The 14,617-nt window shown below is 65.0% G+C and carries 16 protein-coding genes; 4 read left to right on the top strand and 12 right to left on the bottom strand.

Going from position 1 to position 14,617, the window contains the following annotated elements; genetic code table 11:
* Positions 1–8 precede the first annotated feature (8 nt).
* The gene (locus Q7W02_21470) at positions 9–551 is read right to left on the bottom strand and encodes an MtrB/PioB family outer membrane beta-barrel protein (GenBank protein ID MDO8478717.1); all 543 of its coding nucleotides are present in this window, start codon (positions 549–551) and stop codon (positions 9–11) included.
* A gap of 132 nt (positions 552–683) precedes the next feature.
* Here Q7W02_21470 and Q7W02_21465 point away from each other — a divergent pair, with 132 nt between their 5' ends.
* The gene (locus Q7W02_21465) at positions 684–1,043 is read left to right on the top strand and encodes a cytochrome c (protein MDO8478716.1); all 360 of its coding nucleotides are present in this window, start codon (positions 684–686) and stop codon (positions 1,041–1,043) included.
* 92 nt (positions 1,044–1,135) lie between these two features.
* Here Q7W02_21465 and Q7W02_21460 read toward each other — a convergent pair whose 3' ends face one another.
* The 9 genes from Q7W02_21460 to Q7W02_21420 are packed head-to-tail and all read right to left on the bottom strand — an operon-like array spanning position 1,136 to position 10,527.
* Positions 1,136–2,317, bottom strand: coding sequence for a c-type cytochrome (locus Q7W02_21460; GenBank protein ID MDO8478715.1), 1,182 nt, complete (start codon positions 2,315–2,317; stop codon positions 1,136–1,138).
* A gap of 41 nt (positions 2,318–2,358) precedes the next feature.
* Positions 2,359–3,198, bottom strand: coding sequence for a transporter (locus tag Q7W02_21455; protein ID MDO8478714.1), 840 nt, complete (start codon positions 3,196–3,198; stop codon positions 2,359–2,361).
* A gap of 22 nt (positions 3,199–3,220) precedes the next feature.
* Positions 3,221–4,009 (bottom strand): c-type cytochrome, encoded by a 789-nt coding sequence (locus Q7W02_21450; protein ID MDO8478713.1) that lies wholly within the window; start codon positions 4,007–4,009, stop codon positions 3,221–3,223.
* 25 nt (positions 4,010–4,034) lie between these two features.
* Positions 4,035–5,276 carry a c-type cytochrome gene (locus Q7W02_21445; GenBank protein MDO8478712.1) on the bottom strand — a complete coding sequence of 414 codons (1,242 nt, stop codon included), beginning with the start codon at positions 5,274–5,276 and terminating at the stop codon, positions 4,035–4,037.
* Positions 5,273–5,524, bottom strand: coding sequence for a hypothetical protein (locus tag Q7W02_21440; GenBank protein ID MDO8478711.1), 252 nt, complete (start codon positions 5,522–5,524; stop codon positions 5,273–5,275). Before Q7W02_21440 ends, Q7W02_21445 begins: the two co-directional genes overlap by 4 nt.
* Before the next feature lies 1 nt (position 5,525).
* Entirely contained in the window at positions 5,526–6,881 is a 1,356-nt protein-coding gene (gene nrfD / locus Q7W02_21435; protein MDO8478710.1) for an NrfD/PsrC family molybdoenzyme membrane anchor subunit, read from the bottom strand.
* Positions 6,874–7,557 carry a 4Fe-4S dicluster domain-containing protein gene (locus Q7W02_21430; protein MDO8478709.1) on the bottom strand — a complete coding sequence of 228 codons (684 nt, stop codon included), beginning with the start codon at positions 7,555–7,557 and terminating at the stop codon, positions 6,874–6,876. The genes nrfD and Q7W02_21430 overlap by 8 nt, the downstream gene beginning before the upstream one ends.
* Positions 7,558–7,561: 4 nt before the next feature.
* Positions 7,562–9,976: a molybdopterin-dependent oxidoreductase gene (locus Q7W02_21425; protein ID MDO8478708.1), complete on the bottom strand. Its 2,415-nt coding sequence runs from the start codon at positions 9,974–9,976 to the stop codon at positions 7,562–7,564.
* A gap of 8 nt (positions 9,977–9,984) precedes the next feature.
* Complete coding sequence (locus tag Q7W02_21420) at positions 9,985–10,527, bottom strand: cytochrome c3 family protein (protein MDO8478707.1); 543 nt, start codon at positions 10,525–10,527, stop codon at positions 9,985–9,987.
* Positions 10,528–11,109: 582 nt separating this feature from the next.
* Here Q7W02_21420 and Q7W02_21415 point away from each other — a divergent pair.
* Entirely contained in the window at positions 11,110–11,355 is a 246-nt protein-coding gene (locus Q7W02_21415) for a hypothetical protein (GenBank protein MDO8478706.1), read from the top strand.
* A gap of 87 nt (positions 11,356–11,442) precedes the next feature.
* Positions 11,443–11,874, top strand: coding sequence for a plastocyanin/azurin family copper-binding protein (locus tag Q7W02_21410; GenBank protein ID MDO8478705.1), 432 nt, complete (start codon positions 11,443–11,445; stop codon positions 11,872–11,874).
* 339 nt (positions 11,875–12,213) lie between these two features.
* On the opposite strand, the gene Q7W02_21405 is transcribed toward Q7W02_21410, so the two are convergent.
* Both Q7W02_21405 and Q7W02_21400 read right to left on the bottom strand, forming a co-directional pair.
* On the bottom strand, positions 12,214–12,657 hold the full coding sequence (locus tag Q7W02_21405; protein ID MDO8478704.1) for a DoxX family protein: 444 nt from the start codon (positions 12,655–12,657) through the stop codon (positions 12,214–12,216).
* Positions 12,658–13,174: 517 nt separating this feature from the next.
* Entirely contained in the window at positions 13,175–13,552 is a 378-nt protein-coding gene (locus Q7W02_21400) for a transposase (GenBank protein ID MDO8478703.1), read from the bottom strand.
* Positions 13,553–13,750: 198 nt separating this feature from the next.
* Between Q7W02_21400 and ccsA the strand changes: the two genes are divergently transcribed.
* Positions 13,751–14,608, top strand: a complete 858-nt coding sequence (ccsA, locus tag Q7W02_21395) for a cytochrome c biogenesis protein CcsA (protein ID MDO8478702.1) — start codon at positions 13,751–13,753, stop codon at positions 14,606–14,608.
* Positions 14,609–14,617: the final 9 nt, after the last annotated feature.

The raw sequence follows: 14,617 nt of genomic DNA, 5'->3' as shown, positions 1-14,617 counted from the left end.
AGAACGGGTCAGGAGCAGCCTTGCTTGCCTGAGCTCTCGCAAGCCGCGTGCCTGACTGCCGTCTCCGAGACGCCGCGTGTTTTCGCGAGGTTACGAGCCGGCGCGGATTGGTGGTGGGGGGAACCGTGGGACGTCGAAGCCCCAGTGGGGCATCCACAACTCGGAGACTCCGGGGCGGGCAGCCATGGCCCGCCCCGGCGCACCTGCCCTACTCGAACTTGTACTTGAGGGTGACGCTGCTCGACCCGGCCCAGCGCGTAGGAGTAGGACCCGTTGAAGGTGAAGTCGAGCTTCTGGGGGATGATCGTCGCCTTGATGGACCCGTGGAAGGTGTCCACGGTGTCCGTGCTGTCCGAGAGCCAGTCCAGGGAAGGATCGAGCGGATTCTCGACGGAGCTGCGCTGCTTCTGGAAATTGGACTCGTGCACGTAGCCCGTCGAGAAGGAGATCCGGTCCGTCGGAGCCCAGTTGACGTCCATCCCCGCCGACCAGCTGACCACCTGCTGGAGGGCCTGCTGCACCCGGTTGACCGTGTTGCCGTTGTCCTGCACTGCCTTCCAAGCTCGGGATGATAATATATGATGTGGGTGTCTGGGGTTCGCGGTCTGAGGAAGAAGTCGAGGCGGACGAGATCCTAGATTAGAAGGTTGTCGTGTGGGACATCTCTGGCCAAGGAGGACGGTATGAGCGGAGCGACAACGAAATACATGGCGATCCTGGCTGCGGTGGTGCTTCTTCCCACTTTCGCTCTGGCGCAGGGGAGCCCAGCGAAAGGCAAGGACCTCTATGCCAAGCAGTGCGCCGGCTGCCACGGGCCGGCCGGCAAAGGGGACGGCCCAGCAGCCGCCGCGATCAACCCGAAGCCCACGGACATCACGAATAAAGCCCAGATGACGGCGCTCAAGGACCAGTATCTCTTCGACCTCATCCAGAAAGGCGGGGCCGCCGTCGGGAAATCCCCGCTCATGACCCCCTTCGGCTCAAAGCTCAAGGATGGAGAGATCCAGGATGTGATCGCGTACGTTAGGAGCTTAACCAAGTAGAGGGCGCGCGGTATTTCTCTTGGCATCGGTTGGAACCATCCTGACGGTAACCATGCCTGATTCCCCGATTTGACCGGCCCCCCGCCGGCCCTTCATCGAGCCCGGCCGAGCATTTGGAGGAAGGCGACGAGGTGGGCCATCTCTTCTGGGCGGAACCGGGGCCAGGCCACCTGCCGGCGCTCGGCACGCTCCGCCATGATGAAGCCGTGGTTCCACAGCACCGCGATGACGGCAGCGGCCGAGTCGAGACCCTTCACCTTTGCGAGGTCCGGGCCGACCTTGCCGCCCGTGCTCTCGAGCGAGTGGCAGCCCAGGCACCCTTTGGCCGTCGCCAGTTCCCGCCCCTTCGTGGGGTCGCCCAGCTCGGCGAGATAGCGGACGGCGTAGAGGTAAGCGACGAGGTCGGCCATTTCGCTCGCTTGAAGGCGAGGGACTGAGATGGATCGCGCCTTCATCTCCTTCATCATCGCGGGGGCCTTATTCCACATGGCCGCCGCGAACTGGGTGAGGCTCCAGTGCAGCCCGCGCTCAGCCAGGTCAGGTCCCACTCGGCCGCCCTCCCCCCCCACGCTGTGGCAAAGGATGCAGCCCTTATCCCTGAACAGCCGGCGGCCCTCGTCGGCGCGGCCGGGCAGGACGTAGAGCGGCTCCTCGGAGCGGGTCTGGGAGGTGGCTTTGAGGTAGGAGATCAGGTCGCGCAGCTCCGCGTCTTTGAATGTGGGGCGCGCGATCCCCTTGTCGCGCATGGTCTCGGCCATGGCCGGGCCGTGGTTCCACAGCTCGGCCGCGATCAGGATGGGGGAACCGAACTGCTTGAGGAAGTCCAGGTTCGGGCCTGCCACCCCGCCGGTCCCGCCCGCCTGGTGGCAGACGACGCACTTTTTCTCCGTGAAAAACCGCCGGCCGGCCTCGACATTCCCTGGGGGATCAAAGTAGTCGAGTGTGTAGAGAAACCCGATGAGGTCGCCGGTCTCTCGCGGGTCCAGCTGAGGGCGAGCGATCCCGAGCTCTCGCATGCGCTCGCCCATCTTCGGCAAGTGGTTCCACATCCCGGCGGCGAGGTCGTAGAACGATCGGGGACGCAGGTTTCGGCCAAGATCAGGCCCGACCTTGCCGCCCACGCCGTTGACCGCGTGACACTTGACGCAGCCCTTGGTCCCGAAGACCCGCGAGCCTGCCAGCGGGTCTTGCGTGGGGCTAAAGAGGGACTGGGCGAAGGCCGCCTGGGAACCCCAAAGAAGCAGGAAGGACACCGCGATGACCATCCACTTCATGGCCCTAGCCTCCCGCTCCGCGACAGGAGCAACGTACTTCGCTAAAATCCTTTCGTGACGATGACGATGAGGCTCCAGTCGAGCTCCTTGGTGCTCGTCACGGGTAGGTGGACCCCAGCCCGGAGATTCCAGCCCTCGGCCGGTTCCACGCTCACGCCCGGGGTGACATAGAGCTGCACCCGCTCCTTCAGCTCTTCATCGCCCCTCATCACGGTGACGCTGTTCAGTTCCAGAATCAGGAACAACCGCTTCACGGGAGAGTAGGTCGCCGTCAAATTGGCGGTGACTCCCTCCCCCTTGTGGGGCCTTACGGCTTCCGCCCCTTCCTCTTCAGGCTCGAGCCTTCGGGGTTCGTTGAGCTGCCAGCGATAGGCTGCGTCGGCCTGGAGGCTGAACGGACCGAACCCCTTGCCGACTGCCAGGAACGGTGCGACGGCGAACTGCCCGCCCAGCTCACGCCGCTCGCTCCCAGTGGGGAAGGTCAGCGTGACACCTCCCGAAAGGGCGAACTGCCGGGCGGGGAGCAGCAGAGGAGCGTACTTCGCCATCACGCTGACGTCGCCGATCCCGCCCACGGTGGGCTCGGAGTCTCTCGGATCGCGGACCGCGAACGGGATCGCCAGCTTGATGCCGAACGAGGGCACGGGCGAATACTGGACGCTGCTCAGGCCGAACACGTACCCCCGCTCTGTCTTTGATTTCGAGGTTGTGAACGTCCCCTCCACCTCGGTGGCGGGCGTGGCCCCCTCGGTGATGAGGGTCGGGGGAAGGCTCACCTCCTGCTCGGCGTTCTCACCCCCCTCTGCGGCAAGGGCGGAGGATGAGCCGACGGGAACCAGCAGAAAAAGGCCAACGGCAAACAGTACTGTCCCCGCGTTCACCTGTTGACCATCTTCGCGAGGCCTACTTCTCCGGCAGCGTCTGGGCATAGGCCAGCACGTCAACGGCCTGCTCGATTCTCCAGCCCGAGACCAGCGCCGAGGGCATGGGCGGTTGGCCGCCCGGCTGGCCCACCCAGGTCTTGTGGAGAAACTCTTGCGGGTTGTCCTTCGCCAACGTCCCGATGTATTCGGGCTTGCTGGCGTCGCCGAAGTTCAACTTCTTGCCGTCAGCGCCATGGCAGCCAGCGCACAATCCGTCGTAGGCCGACTTGCCGCGGGCGGCGTCTGCCCGGATGGGCTTCTTGGTGGCGTAGTCCACGTACTTCGTCATGTCCACCAGCCCGTACTTCAGAAAGTTCGCCAGGTCAGCGATGTCGGCGGGTCGGAAGGCGGTGAAGGCGTTGTGCTTCGGGTTAGCCCTGTCCCCGAGGAAGGCGGCGAGCTCCGCGACGGTCTTCTTCTGGGCCGCGCCCCAGGCCCCCGGGAAGCCAGTGTAGTGGGATCCCTTGCCGTACGCGCCGTCCTTGCCCTTGTAATCCCACCCGTGGCACTCCTTGCAGCGCCACGTCGCGCTCCCGGTGGACTTGTTGGTGCTCTGGGACGCCCAGAGAGGATGATTCCCCTTGGGCTCGCTCGCCCCCGGGACGACCTTCCACCACTTGTCGTAGAGCAGCCCCCCCTGGGCGACGCTGGCCACGTCAACTTTTGGTGAGGCTGTGGGAGCCGGCGCGGTTGGCAGCGAGCACGCCGCTCCCGCAACGATCAGCGCGACGATCGAGAACATCACAAAGCGTCCTGTCGGCCATTTCATCGTGTCCCTCCTTCGAGTTGGGTTCTCAGCGCAGGTTGCCCTTGGGCTCAGGGCCCTTGGCGGCGGCCGGCCGGGGCGCTCCGCCGCGGGCCTGGAGCAGATAGGCGATCAGGTCGGCCATTTCGCCTCCCTGGAGAACCGGCCACGTGACATTCGCCCCAACCATCACCTGCTCCATTGTGGCTGCGTGATTCCACATGCCGGTGATGACCTCCAAGGACGTGTCGAGGTTTTTCACGGTCGCGAGATCGGGTCCCACCTTTTCGCCGACCCCCCGGAGGGCGTGGCAGGTGCCACAGCGTTTTTCCTTGTAAACCACCAACCCTCTTCTGGCATCGCCGGGCGGGTCGATGAACTGGAGGAAATAAAGATAGCCGATGAGATCCGACATCTCCTGGGTGCTGAGGACCGGCACCTCAATCCCGCGCTCGGTCATCTTCGCCCACATTTGGGGGCCGTGGTTCCACATGGACCCGGCGATCCGCATGAGGCTCCCCTTGAGGGTGAGCCCGAGGTCGGGCCCGACGCTGCCGCCATGGCCCCTGACCGAGTGGCATTCGACGCAGCGCTTTTTCGTGAAGAGCGCCTCCCCGTCCTTTGGCTTCCCCGGCGGGATGTACACGCGCTCCGTCCCTCCACCAGCACTCCGGATATAGGCCAGGAGGTCGGCAATGTCGGTTCCCTGGAAGGTCGGGCGGGGAACCTTCAGCCGCTCCATTGCCTCGGCCATTGGCTTTCCACGGTCCCAGAGGGCAGCGGTCAGGAAGAGCGGGGACGTGTACCGGCTGTATTTGTCGAGCCGAGGGCCCACGCTCCCGCCTTTGCCTCCCAGCGAGTGGCAGGTCTCGCATCCTTTCTGGCTGAAGAGGCGGGCCCCGGTCGCCGCATTGCCGGGAGGATCCAGAGAGCCGAGGTAGTAGAGAAAGGAGAGCAGGCTTGCCATCTCCCCCGGCTCGAACCTGGGCCGGGGAACCCGTTTTTCCTGGAAGACATGCTCCATCGCGGGCGAGTGATTCCACATCACCCCGGCGATCTCGAGGAGCGGGCGGTTCAGGATCCTTCGGCCCAGATCGGGTCCCGTGGTTCCTCCCACTCCATGGACGGCGTGACAGCGGAGGCACCCCTTGCCGGTAAAGAGTCGGCTCCCCTCCAGGGGATCGGCGGGGAGCAGAACGGAGAGACTCTCGTGGCTGGCGAAGGCGGGACTGACTGCGAGCCCCACCCCTGAGAGCAGAATCAGCCCGATCATGACAAGTCGTGAGTTCATTGCTCGCCTCGATCTCCGAGAATCCCCACGATGACATAGAGGATCACACCCAGAAGAGTCAGGAAGACGGGGATCGCCACGATCGAGATCCCGATGGAGGCAGAGGGGACATCGCCGAGGCGCCAGGCGGTGCGGATCAGGTGAGTGATCCAGGTGATGATCCCCCCGATGAAGACAACGGCCACCCCCGCCATGGCCCACTGGATGGCCCTCACCGTTCGATCAGGCGCTGAGCGCCGGTCCGCCATGTCAGCGGCCTCGCTTCGCCGGGACGACTTCCGGCTCGGCCACGTCCGGCAGGTAGGTCAGGAGCCGTTCCTCGACCTCTTTGAGCCCGACCTCCCGTCCCTCCCGGATCTCCCAGATGGAGATGACGGGAAAAAGCTTGGTGAAGAGAACGTAGAAGAGGGCGAAGAGGGCAAAGCTCCCCGCCATTTCCCCCCATTCCACCCAGGTCGGGAAGTAGATTCCCTCCCCGAACGGCAGCCGTGGGTTGGACAGCGTCGGGACGACGATGATGAAGCGCTCGAGCCACATCCCCACGCTTACCGACAGGGACGCGATGAGGACCTTCCCGATGGTGCGGCGGCCGAGCCTCACGAGGCAGAGGAGCGGGATGGCGACGTTGGTGAGAACCATCCCCCAGAAGAACGGCCAGAAGGGACCGGTGAACTTTGACCAGAAAACCTTCATCTCCTCCGGCTCGCTCCCGTAGTATCCCGTCAGGTACTCGGCGAACGTGAAGTAGAACCAGAGGAGCGACATGACCAGGAGGAGCTGTCCCAGATAACGGAAGTGGATCGGCTTGAGGTAGCTCTGGAGCCCGTAGGCTTTCCTGAAAGCGATCATCGCCACGATGAGGGCCGCGATCCCTGAGAAGATCGCCCCGACCACGAAGTAGGGGCCGAAAATCGTCGAGTGCCAACCGGGCTGGAGGGTCATGGAGAAGACGAAGGACACCACCGAGTGAACCGAGACGGCGATCGGGATCACCAGGACCGCCATGATGGCGATGGCGCGGTTCAAGACCTTCTGCTGATGCTCGGTCCCCTGCCAGCCCAGGGCCAGGACGCTGTAGAAAAACTTCCGCTTGCCCACACGGTCTCTCAGGATGGCGATGTCGGGGATCATGGGGATGTACAGATACACGATGCTGGCGGTCAGGTAGGCGCTGATGCTGGTGGCATCCCAGAGGAGCGGGGACTGGTAGCGGCCATAGCGGATGATGTTCAGCATCCGGTCGGGACGCCCCAGGTCCACAAGAATCTGACCGGCGCCGATGAAGAGGACCATCACCGTGATGACCTCGGCCATCCGGGTGATCGGCCGTCGCCACTCGGCCTTCGAGAGCCGGAGGATGGCCGAGATCAGAGTGCCCGCGTGGCTGATCCCAATGAAGAAGACGAAGTTGGTGACGTAGAACCCCCAGGAGACCGGCTGGTGGAGGCCGGTGACCCCCAGCCCCTCGTTGAACTGAGTCCAGTAGGCGATGGCCCCCCAGAGGATGAGGGCAGCGAGAATGCCCACGGTCACATAGAACCCCCGCCCCGTCCGCTCGATAGGAGCGAGGAGCGCGGCATCACGGCTATCGGCGGGATCAGCCACGGCCTTCTCCTTCGGAGAGATAGATCACCTTCGGCTTGGTCCCCAACGCCTCCAGAAGCCTGAAGGCCCGGGGGCTTCGAGCCAGCCGATGGACTTCGCTGCCGGGGTCGGAGAGATCTCCGAAGACGATGGCGCGCGCCGGGCAGACTTCGGCGCAGGCCGTGACATACTCCCCCGGGGCCAGCTCTCGCCGCTCAGCCAAGGCCCGCTCCCGCGCTTTCTGAAGACGATGGTGGCAGAAGGTACACTTCTCCACGACGCCCTTGGGGCGCAGCGAGACGTCAGGATTCTGACCGGGAGCTTCCTTCTGGTAGCGGTGCCAGTTGAAGTATTTCGCGTTGTAGGGGCAGGCCGCCATGCAGAACCGGCAGCCGATGCAGCGGGCATAGATCTGCGCCACGATCCCCTCTGGGTTCCGGTACGTGGCATAGACGGGACAGACCTTGGTGCAGGGGGGGTCATCGCACTGAAGACACGGTCGCGGGACGAACCGCTTCACCTCCCCGTCGTGTTCCTCGTCTTCCTCGGTGAGGACCTGCATCCAGCTGATGATCCGCCCCCGGACCGCCTCCTTCGCCCCGACGGGAGGCACGTTATTCTCCGCCTTGCAGGCCACGACGCAGGCCTGGCAGCCCGTGCAGCGGTCGAGGTCAATCACCATCCCCCAGAGCGCCATGGCGTCAGGCCTTGAGGAGCCGGACGCGGGTGGTGTTGAGGAGACCGAAGCCCCTGAAGGGATCGGTTTCGTTGGCGATGAGGTCGTTCGGTTTGGCCCCTTCGCCGCCGAAGAGGGGAATGTGAACGATCTCGGGGAGGGTGCCGGTATAGAGCTTGGCCTTGAGCCTGATTTTCCCCTTGGCCGATTCCACCCAGACCCAGTCCCCGCCCTTCACTCCCACCCCCGCCGCCGTCTTGGGATGGATCTCGACCCACGCTTCCCAGGAGGCTCGGACGTGAACCGCCGGCTGCTCCAGGAGCCAAGGCTGGTTCCCTCCACCCCCCAAGGGCCGGCTCATCAGGCGATAGGTGTTGAGGCGGAGCGGGAACGCCTCGGGCTTCCGCGCGGCAGGGATCGCCACGGCAGGGAGATAGAGGAGATCGCCCCGGTCCCGTCCCCCCAGCGCCTGGACCAAGGCCTCGCCCGTTCCATCCCGTTTCACGGCCTCGTCCACCAGCCGCTTGAGACCGCTGGCATAGAACTCGAACTTTCGAGACGGTGTTGCCAGAAGCGCCTCCAGGCTGACGGGCAGTCCCGTGGGATCCCACCAGGCGCCACGCTTGCCGAGCGCGGCCCAGAACTCATCGTAAGACTTGAACTCCGGAGTCCAGTACCCCTGGCGCTCCAGGATCTTCCTCAGCGACTCCTCAGCCGGAGCAGAGACCACATACCCGCGCCCGGCCTCGTAGAGCCCTCGCACTCTCTCGAAGAGAAAATCTTCGAACTTCCGCCATGGCAGGTTCTTCGCGACACTCCCGCCCGTCGCGGTGGCGATCTGAAGCACCACGTCCGCGGTGTTGCGCGTCTGCTGAAGAGGCGCCGCGGCCGGCCGGGCCAGACTGAAACAGGTAAAGCCGGCGAGGTGCGTCACCTGATCGTCCTGCCACCGCTCGAGATAGGTGTGGTCGGGAAGGATCAGGTCGGCTCTGGAGGAGCTCTCATCGAGAAAGGGCGAAAAGCTCACGATGAAGGGGATGCGGTCGAAGGCCCTGGCGAACGCTTCCTTCGCCGGATGATTGGCCAGCGGGTTGGTGGCAAAAAGGAGGAGCGCGTTAATCGGGTACGGCGTCGCGCTCAGGATCCGCTCTGGAAGGGCCTGCGGAGCATCGGAGGCCAGGAAGTATTCGCCCCGTCCCGCCCCGTCAATCCTGGGATGCTCCAGCCCGCGCGCTGCCGCCTCATCTTTCTGAACCGGTCGAAGCGGGCTCAATGGCAGTTCGCCCTGGATGAGGAGCCCGCCCCGGACGCCGATGCTGCCGATGAGGGCGTTGAGGCTGTGGATGGCCATCCGGGTGTGGAGATCGTCGGGACCGTACGCGGGGCCCCGCTCACCAACCACCACGGCGGGCTTGGTCGTCCCTAGGTCCCGGGCAATCTCGAGGATGGTCCTGACGGGGACTCCGGTGGCGGTTGACACGGTGATGAGCCCATATTCTCTGAGAACGAAGTTCTTGAATCCTTCATGCGCTTCCCCGCGCTGGCCTACCCAGTCGTCGAAGCCGAAGGTATGCCGCTCAATGAACTCTTTGTCGTAGAGCTCCTCCCGGATAAGGGCATTGGCGATCCCCAGCGCGAGGATCCCGTCGGTTCCGGGCACGATGGGGACCCACCGGTCCGCCTTGACCGCGGTCGGCGAACGTCGTGGATCCACCTGGACGAATCTGCCGCGGGGACGTTCGCCACTTCGCCGCAAACGCGCAAAGGCCTGCGAGACATGGACTGGACCGAGCCAGGCCTCCAAGAGGCCGGCCCCGAAGGACAGGATGAACTGGGCTTCCCCGAGGTCGTAGCTCAGAGGGGTCGTCACTCCCTGCATGAGCTGATGAGCGAGGGCGGGTTTCTCCGGCGGGAGGCAGCGGACCCGGATATAGTTCGGAGTGCCGTACGCCTCGGCAAAGCGCTTCCAGAGCGTGTCCCGATAGCCGCGATACTGCCCGCCCAGGATGGCTACTGTGTGAGAGAGACCCTTGGCTCTGAGCTCGGACAAGCGGCCCGCCACCATCGACAGGGCTTCATCCCATCCGATGGAGCGGAAGCGCCCGCGCTCACCCGCGCGCGCCATCGGCCCCTTCAGGCGGTTCGGATCGTAGAGGAGCTGAAGCCCCCCAAATGCCTTGGGGCAAAGCGCTCCCCGGTTGATGGGATGGAGGGGATTCCCCGAGAGCCCTGCCACCTCGCCATCGAGTGTCCGGACCATGAGCCCACATCCCCCCGGACACTGCTGGCAGACGGACGGGACCAAGACCTCTTCGGGAGTGGCCCACCGTCTGAGGTCCTCCCCCGCCTGCTCGGCCCTGGCGAGCTTGCCCTTGACCAGGGCCGCGGCCCCGGCCGCTACCCCGACCGTTTGAAAAAAGCCCCGTCGCGTGACTCGCATGTTCTCCCTCAGTGATGGCAGGTGTTGCAGTCCGTGGAGACGTGCCTCGCCCCGGTCTTCACCACTCCGGCTCCCTTTTCGTTGGGGCGCTCCCACTGCTCGTGACAGCCGATGCAGTTGTTCATCGCGAGCGTCTTGAGAGGGCGCGCCGGCGGGCGGGCGAGGGTCTCCATCGGCCCATGACAGGTCTGGCACTTCACGTTCGCAACCGCGACATGAGTGCGATGGGAGAAGAAGACATGAGAGGGGAGCCGCCAGACGCGCTTCCACGGGATCTCTTGGCCCTTCTCACCGAAGGCCCGGATCTTCTTCACCTCTTCGCTCTTGGTCTCTCCTCCCGCGTGGCAGGCAAGACAGAGCGCTGTGGGCGGGCGGCCTGCGACGTTATCCTTCTCTGCGCGCTGATGGCAGCCCGTACACGGGAGTTTCAGTTGTTCCACGTGGGTCTTGTGCGGATATTCGATCGGCTGCTTGACGGCGGGCTCCCCCCACCAGAAACCCCACGTCAAGAGGGCCACGGCAACCACCCCGATGACTCCGACCCACTTCATCTCGGGCACGCTAATACTCTCGAGACCGTGAGCGGGTTGAAGCGCCGCAGCGCTTGCCCGAGTTCCGGTGGGACCTGCATCCGGCGGATCGCCGGCCGGCGGCGCCCGGAGGCGTGGCACTTGTCCGGGGCGTGGTTTGGCGAATGGTTCGCCTCAAGCAATCGGCACCTGAATGGGCTCCTGCCTTACTCTCATCACCGTCTCCACCGCACTCTCCCACTCCGCCTCTCTCATCGAGGCGGCTTTCGGGTCGTGATTGGGGTGAATGGGCCAATTGCCTCACACGGATGAAGAGCAAACCCTGTACCAGGACAGATTCCGAAAGCCATTCTGTCGGGAAATTACGTACTTGAACATGGCCATGACGGGAGGTTGTCCCCTTCAGAAGGCTCCCGACTGAGGAGAGTCCGCCTCATCTGTGGGGATTTTCCCCACCGTCCACTTGGGGGTCCCATTCTTGAGTGAATACTTCACCGAGCCAGTCCGCCAACATCTCGATCGTGCTCTCCAGAGGGGCTGCGCGCTTCGGACTACCCCGCGTCAACGCTGCGGTGTAGGCTCTGCGGCGAAGGAGGACGCGTCATGCGAATAGCCTACAGCCAAGCCTTCACCGTGAACATCATCGCCGGGTATCTGCTGACCCTGCTGGGCGCCTTGCTGTCCCTCGTGGCGGCGGGCTGGTGGGTCCAGGCGCGGGAATGGCTGGACAGCGGGCCTCCGCCACCTGCGTTCCGGGCCTTGACGGCGGTCGCCTTCACGCTTTTCACGATCGGAATCTTCTGGCAGCTCGTCGGCTATCTCCGGCTCGAGTACGCCGTCGGCTGGTAGCGGAGCGCCCGCTTGGCGCAGTCCGGGCGGCCGCGAGCAACTGTGTGACACGGCCCCCCAGGGCCGCCGGGTCCGAGAACAGGCGTTATGTTACGCGCCTACATGGAGCCTGGCCAGCGGGTACGCTGGATGGTCCACGATAACGTCCACACGACGACGGTCTATCACCCGCGCAACGCCCGGCACTCGCTCCGAATTCCCGAAGGAGCCGAGCCGTGGGACTCCCGCTACCTCGTTCGGCCCGGCAACTACTTCGAGGTGACGCTCACTGCCGAGGGCGTGTACGACTACTTCTGCATGCCCCACGAAATCGCCGGGATGGTGGGACGTATCGTGGTGGGCCGGCCGGGCGGCCCCGGCGCGCTGCCCTTCGACTACTTCAAGGGCAAACCCGGCACGGCGGACTGGCAGCCGGTGCCGGCGGCGGCGCAGAGGGTCTTCCCCAGCGTGAGCGCGATCATGCGCCACCGCGTGGTCAGAAAGGGTGATCAGGGCGGCTCCCGCCGAGCGCCCATGTGACCCCGAAAAACACGAGGACAAGAGGGTCGCCGTCGTGCGATTCAAGACACATTCCCATCGCCACGTCCGGACAGGATCCGTTGATTAAGTCCGGATCCTCGCCATCCACGGCCTCAACCGAAAGTCGGCATCCCGATAGCGCGGGCCGACGTCGATCTCATTGACTCCGTGGGCCAGTGCGACTTCGATCGAGCGGTCCGCCACGTCCTGCTTAACCCGTCCGATTCCAGTTCCGCCGAACGTCACCATGCTGCTCAGCTGCCCGGTTCGTCCGTAGCCTCGATCGGACGCCCAGCGGCCCGCCCGAGATAATCTGTCATCGCACGACGGAACTCGGACTCACCAAGGCCGGATCATCCGGTCGATTGAGAGGAATCCTGCGCCACCGATGAGCACGGCCAGCGCCATGCCGATCAGGGCAAAGTTCATCTCGAAGCCGTGTCCCTTGCCGGGCTCCAGTGACCAATTCAGAAAGAATCCGTTGCGCCAGTGCACCGTGGCGATGGCCACCACCATCACCAGGACGAGCCCAACGGCGGTGGGACGAACAAGCACGCCTACGATCATCGCCAGCCCCCCGAAGCATTCGGTGAAGGCCGCGAGGACCGTGAAGGGGGCCGGGATACCGAGCGACTGCCTGAAGGAGCTGATGACTCCCCGAAGCCCGGGGCCTCCAAACCACCCGAACGTCTTCTGGGCTCCGTGCCCGAAGAAAATGACACCGAGAACGACTCGCACGATCAGGAGAGACTTCGAGGCGAAGGTCCCGAAGAGCATGTCCATCTGGATCTCCTCTTGTGTCACCTCAAGTGCAATACCAGCGTCTTCAGGCGGGATTCCCGATAGGGACCATTCTTCGCTGCCTCCGATGCTGCTCAGCGAGCCGCGCGCGCTCCACCTCGCCGTTCCGCCGGGGTGGAATAGACGACAAGGTGGGTTCTCGATATTCATGCCCTGCTGACCCCGAGTGTTTCGGGGGGTGCCACCCTTGAGTCCCCCACCTCAGAGACACCCCCGCCGGGATTGAGCCGTTCCGCGTCTCCCTCCCTTCGAGTCCCGTCCGCTCGATCAGGTCGGATGCCACGCGAGTCGCTCGATGCGCCCGAGGATCTGTCCAAACAGGCGCCGCGTCAAGTGGCTCTCGGCTAGCTGGAGGATACAGTACCGGGCATGTCGGATGAGCCACCCGCCGGTTCGTCCCGGTCAACGTGGTGACGATGAAGCCCACCCGGGGAAAGAGCTCCGCCAGGTGATGCTCGACCGTGGCGATCACCCGCCGAGGCAGGTCCCAGGAGGTGGCCTAATATTGAAAGCTCCGGTAGCGCACCAGCGGGGCGTGGCTGGGTCTGCCGCGGGGCCGGGTGAGCAAGTCCTCGATGGCCCGCTCAGCACGGCCAGGCCGGAGCGTGGCAGCGAGGCAGTCGCCGTCCTCGTTGAAGACGAAGAGGGGATGGTAGCAGACGGACTCGAAGTGGCCGTTGTAGGCCGACTGCTCCTGCGCGTCGTGAACAGGACTCTCGGAGCTGTCGACATCGAGGGGCACGCGCTGGGTGAGCGATCGCGTCGCCTCGTGCTGCACCAGGTCCGTATTGAGGCACGCGAGCCCTTGGCAGTTGCGCTCTTCAGTGAGGACGTCCGTTTCGAACCAGGGGAATGTCGAGGTGAGCGCGACGCTCATCTCCCTCCGTTCGTTCGCCATGTTTCCCCGGGTGCCGGCTGGCCAAGCCTCCGCGTAAGCCCAGCCCGAGCGGTGGGGAATTTTCCCCACACGTGGGCCACGTCTGCCACACTTCCGACCCCTGCGGATCTGGCTCATTCGCTCTAGGCTGGCGCCCAACAGACCGACTTGCAAGGGTTTCGTGCAGCGCGATGCTCTGTGGCATCGTTCTGGCATGTCACGGCCGCGGGGGAAGCGCCGAACCATGGATACCCGGTCAACGCGGACAGCGTGCCGGCGGGGCGTGGCGGAGGACTCGCCATAACCGCGCTGAGCGGGTGGCTGGCGCTTTGGCTGGCCCTGGCGCTAGCTGCGTACGGCACGGTCGCCGCGCTGCTCGGGGCCCGAAGCGGCCGACGGGCCTGGATGGCCAGCGCCCTGGGTGCGGTTTGGGGGCAGTTCGCCGCCCTCAGCGTCGCCGTGCTGGCGCTCGAGTGGGCGCTGCTCGGGAGCGACTTTTCCATTCGTTACGTCGCTCAGAACTCGAGCCAGTCCACCCCGTGGATGTACAAGATGAGCGGGCTCTGGGGGGCGCTCGAAGGCTCCCTCCTGCTCTGGGCCTGGCTTCTCGCCGCCTGCAGCGCCGTGGTCGCAGCCCTCTACGGGCGGCGGCACGCCGAGCTGATGCCCTACGTGCTAGCGGTCCTGTTCGCCGTGTCGGCCTTCTTCCTCGGGGTGCAATGCTTCATCTCGGATCCCTTCGAGAGCCTGGTGCCCGCACCGCCAGACGGGCGCGGGCTCAATCCGCTCCTTGAGAATCCCGGAATGGTGTTCCACCCGCCGGCCCTCTACCTGGGTTACGTCGCTTTCACCGTGCCCTTCGCCTTCGCCCTGGCGGCGCTCATCTCCGGCCGTCTCGATGCCGAGTGGATCACCACCACCCGGCGCTGGACACTCGCGGCCTGGTGGGCGCTCACGGCCGGCATTCTGCTCGGCGCGTGGTGGGCCTACCGGGTGCTGGGCTGGGGCGGCTACTGGGCCTGGGACCCGGTCGAGAATGCCTCGCTCCTGCCGTGACTCACGGGC

Source organism: Candidatus Rokuibacteriota bacterium (assembly GCA_030647435.1).
Taxonomy (GTDB): domain Bacteria; phylum Methylomirabilota; class Methylomirabilia; order Rokubacteriales; family CSP1-6; genus AR37.
Note: the sequence above shows the minus strand (reverse complement) of the source record. Positions and strands in the feature narration are given on the sequence as shown.

Bases quoted from the DNA above. Each gene is read 5' to 3' on its own strand.
- Q7W02_21415 (MDO8478706.1), top strand. From the start codon at position 11,110: ATGCGAATAGCCTACAGCCAAGCCTTCACCGTGAACATCATCGCCGGG.
- Q7W02_21430 (MDO8478709.1), bottom strand. From the start codon at position 7,557: ATGGCGCTCTGGGGGATGGTGATTGACCTCGACCGCTGCACGGGCTGC.
- Q7W02_21400 (MDO8478703.1), bottom strand. From the start codon at position 13,552: ATGAGCGTCGCGCTCACCTCGACATTCCCCTGGTTCGAAACGGACGTC.
- Q7W02_21450 (MDO8478713.1), bottom strand. From the start codon at position 4,009: ATGAAATGGCCGACAGGACGCTTTGTGATGTTCTCGATCGTCGCGCTG.
- Q7W02_21445 (MDO8478712.1), bottom strand. From the start codon at position 5,276: ATGAACTCACGACTTGTCATGATCGGGCTGATTCTGCTCTCAGGGGTG.
- Q7W02_21425 (MDO8478708.1), bottom strand. From the start codon at position 9,976: ATGCGAGTCACGCGACGGGGCTTTTTTCAAACGGTCGGGGTAGCGGCC.
- Q7W02_21460 (MDO8478715.1), bottom strand. From the start codon at position 2,317: ATGAAGTGGATGGTCATCGCGGTGTCCTTCCTGCTTCTTTGGGGTTCC.
- Q7W02_21410 (MDO8478705.1), top strand. From the start codon at position 11,443: ATGTTACGCGCCTACATGGAGCCTGGCCAGCGGGTACGCTGGATGGTC.
- Q7W02_21440 (MDO8478711.1), bottom strand. From the start codon at position 5,524: ATGGCGGACCGGCGCTCAGCGCCTGATCGAACGGTGAGGGCCATCCAG.
- Q7W02_21420 (MDO8478707.1), bottom strand. From the start codon at position 10,527: ATGAAGTGGGTCGGAGTCATCGGGGTGGTTGCCGTGGCCCTCTTGACG.
- Q7W02_21405 (MDO8478704.1), bottom strand. From the start codon at position 12,657: ATGGACATGCTCTTCGGGACCTTCGCCTCGAAGTCTCTCCTGATCGTG.
- Q7W02_21465 (MDO8478716.1), top strand. From the start codon at position 684: ATGAGCGGAGCGACAACGAAATACATGGCGATCCTGGCTGCGGTGGTG.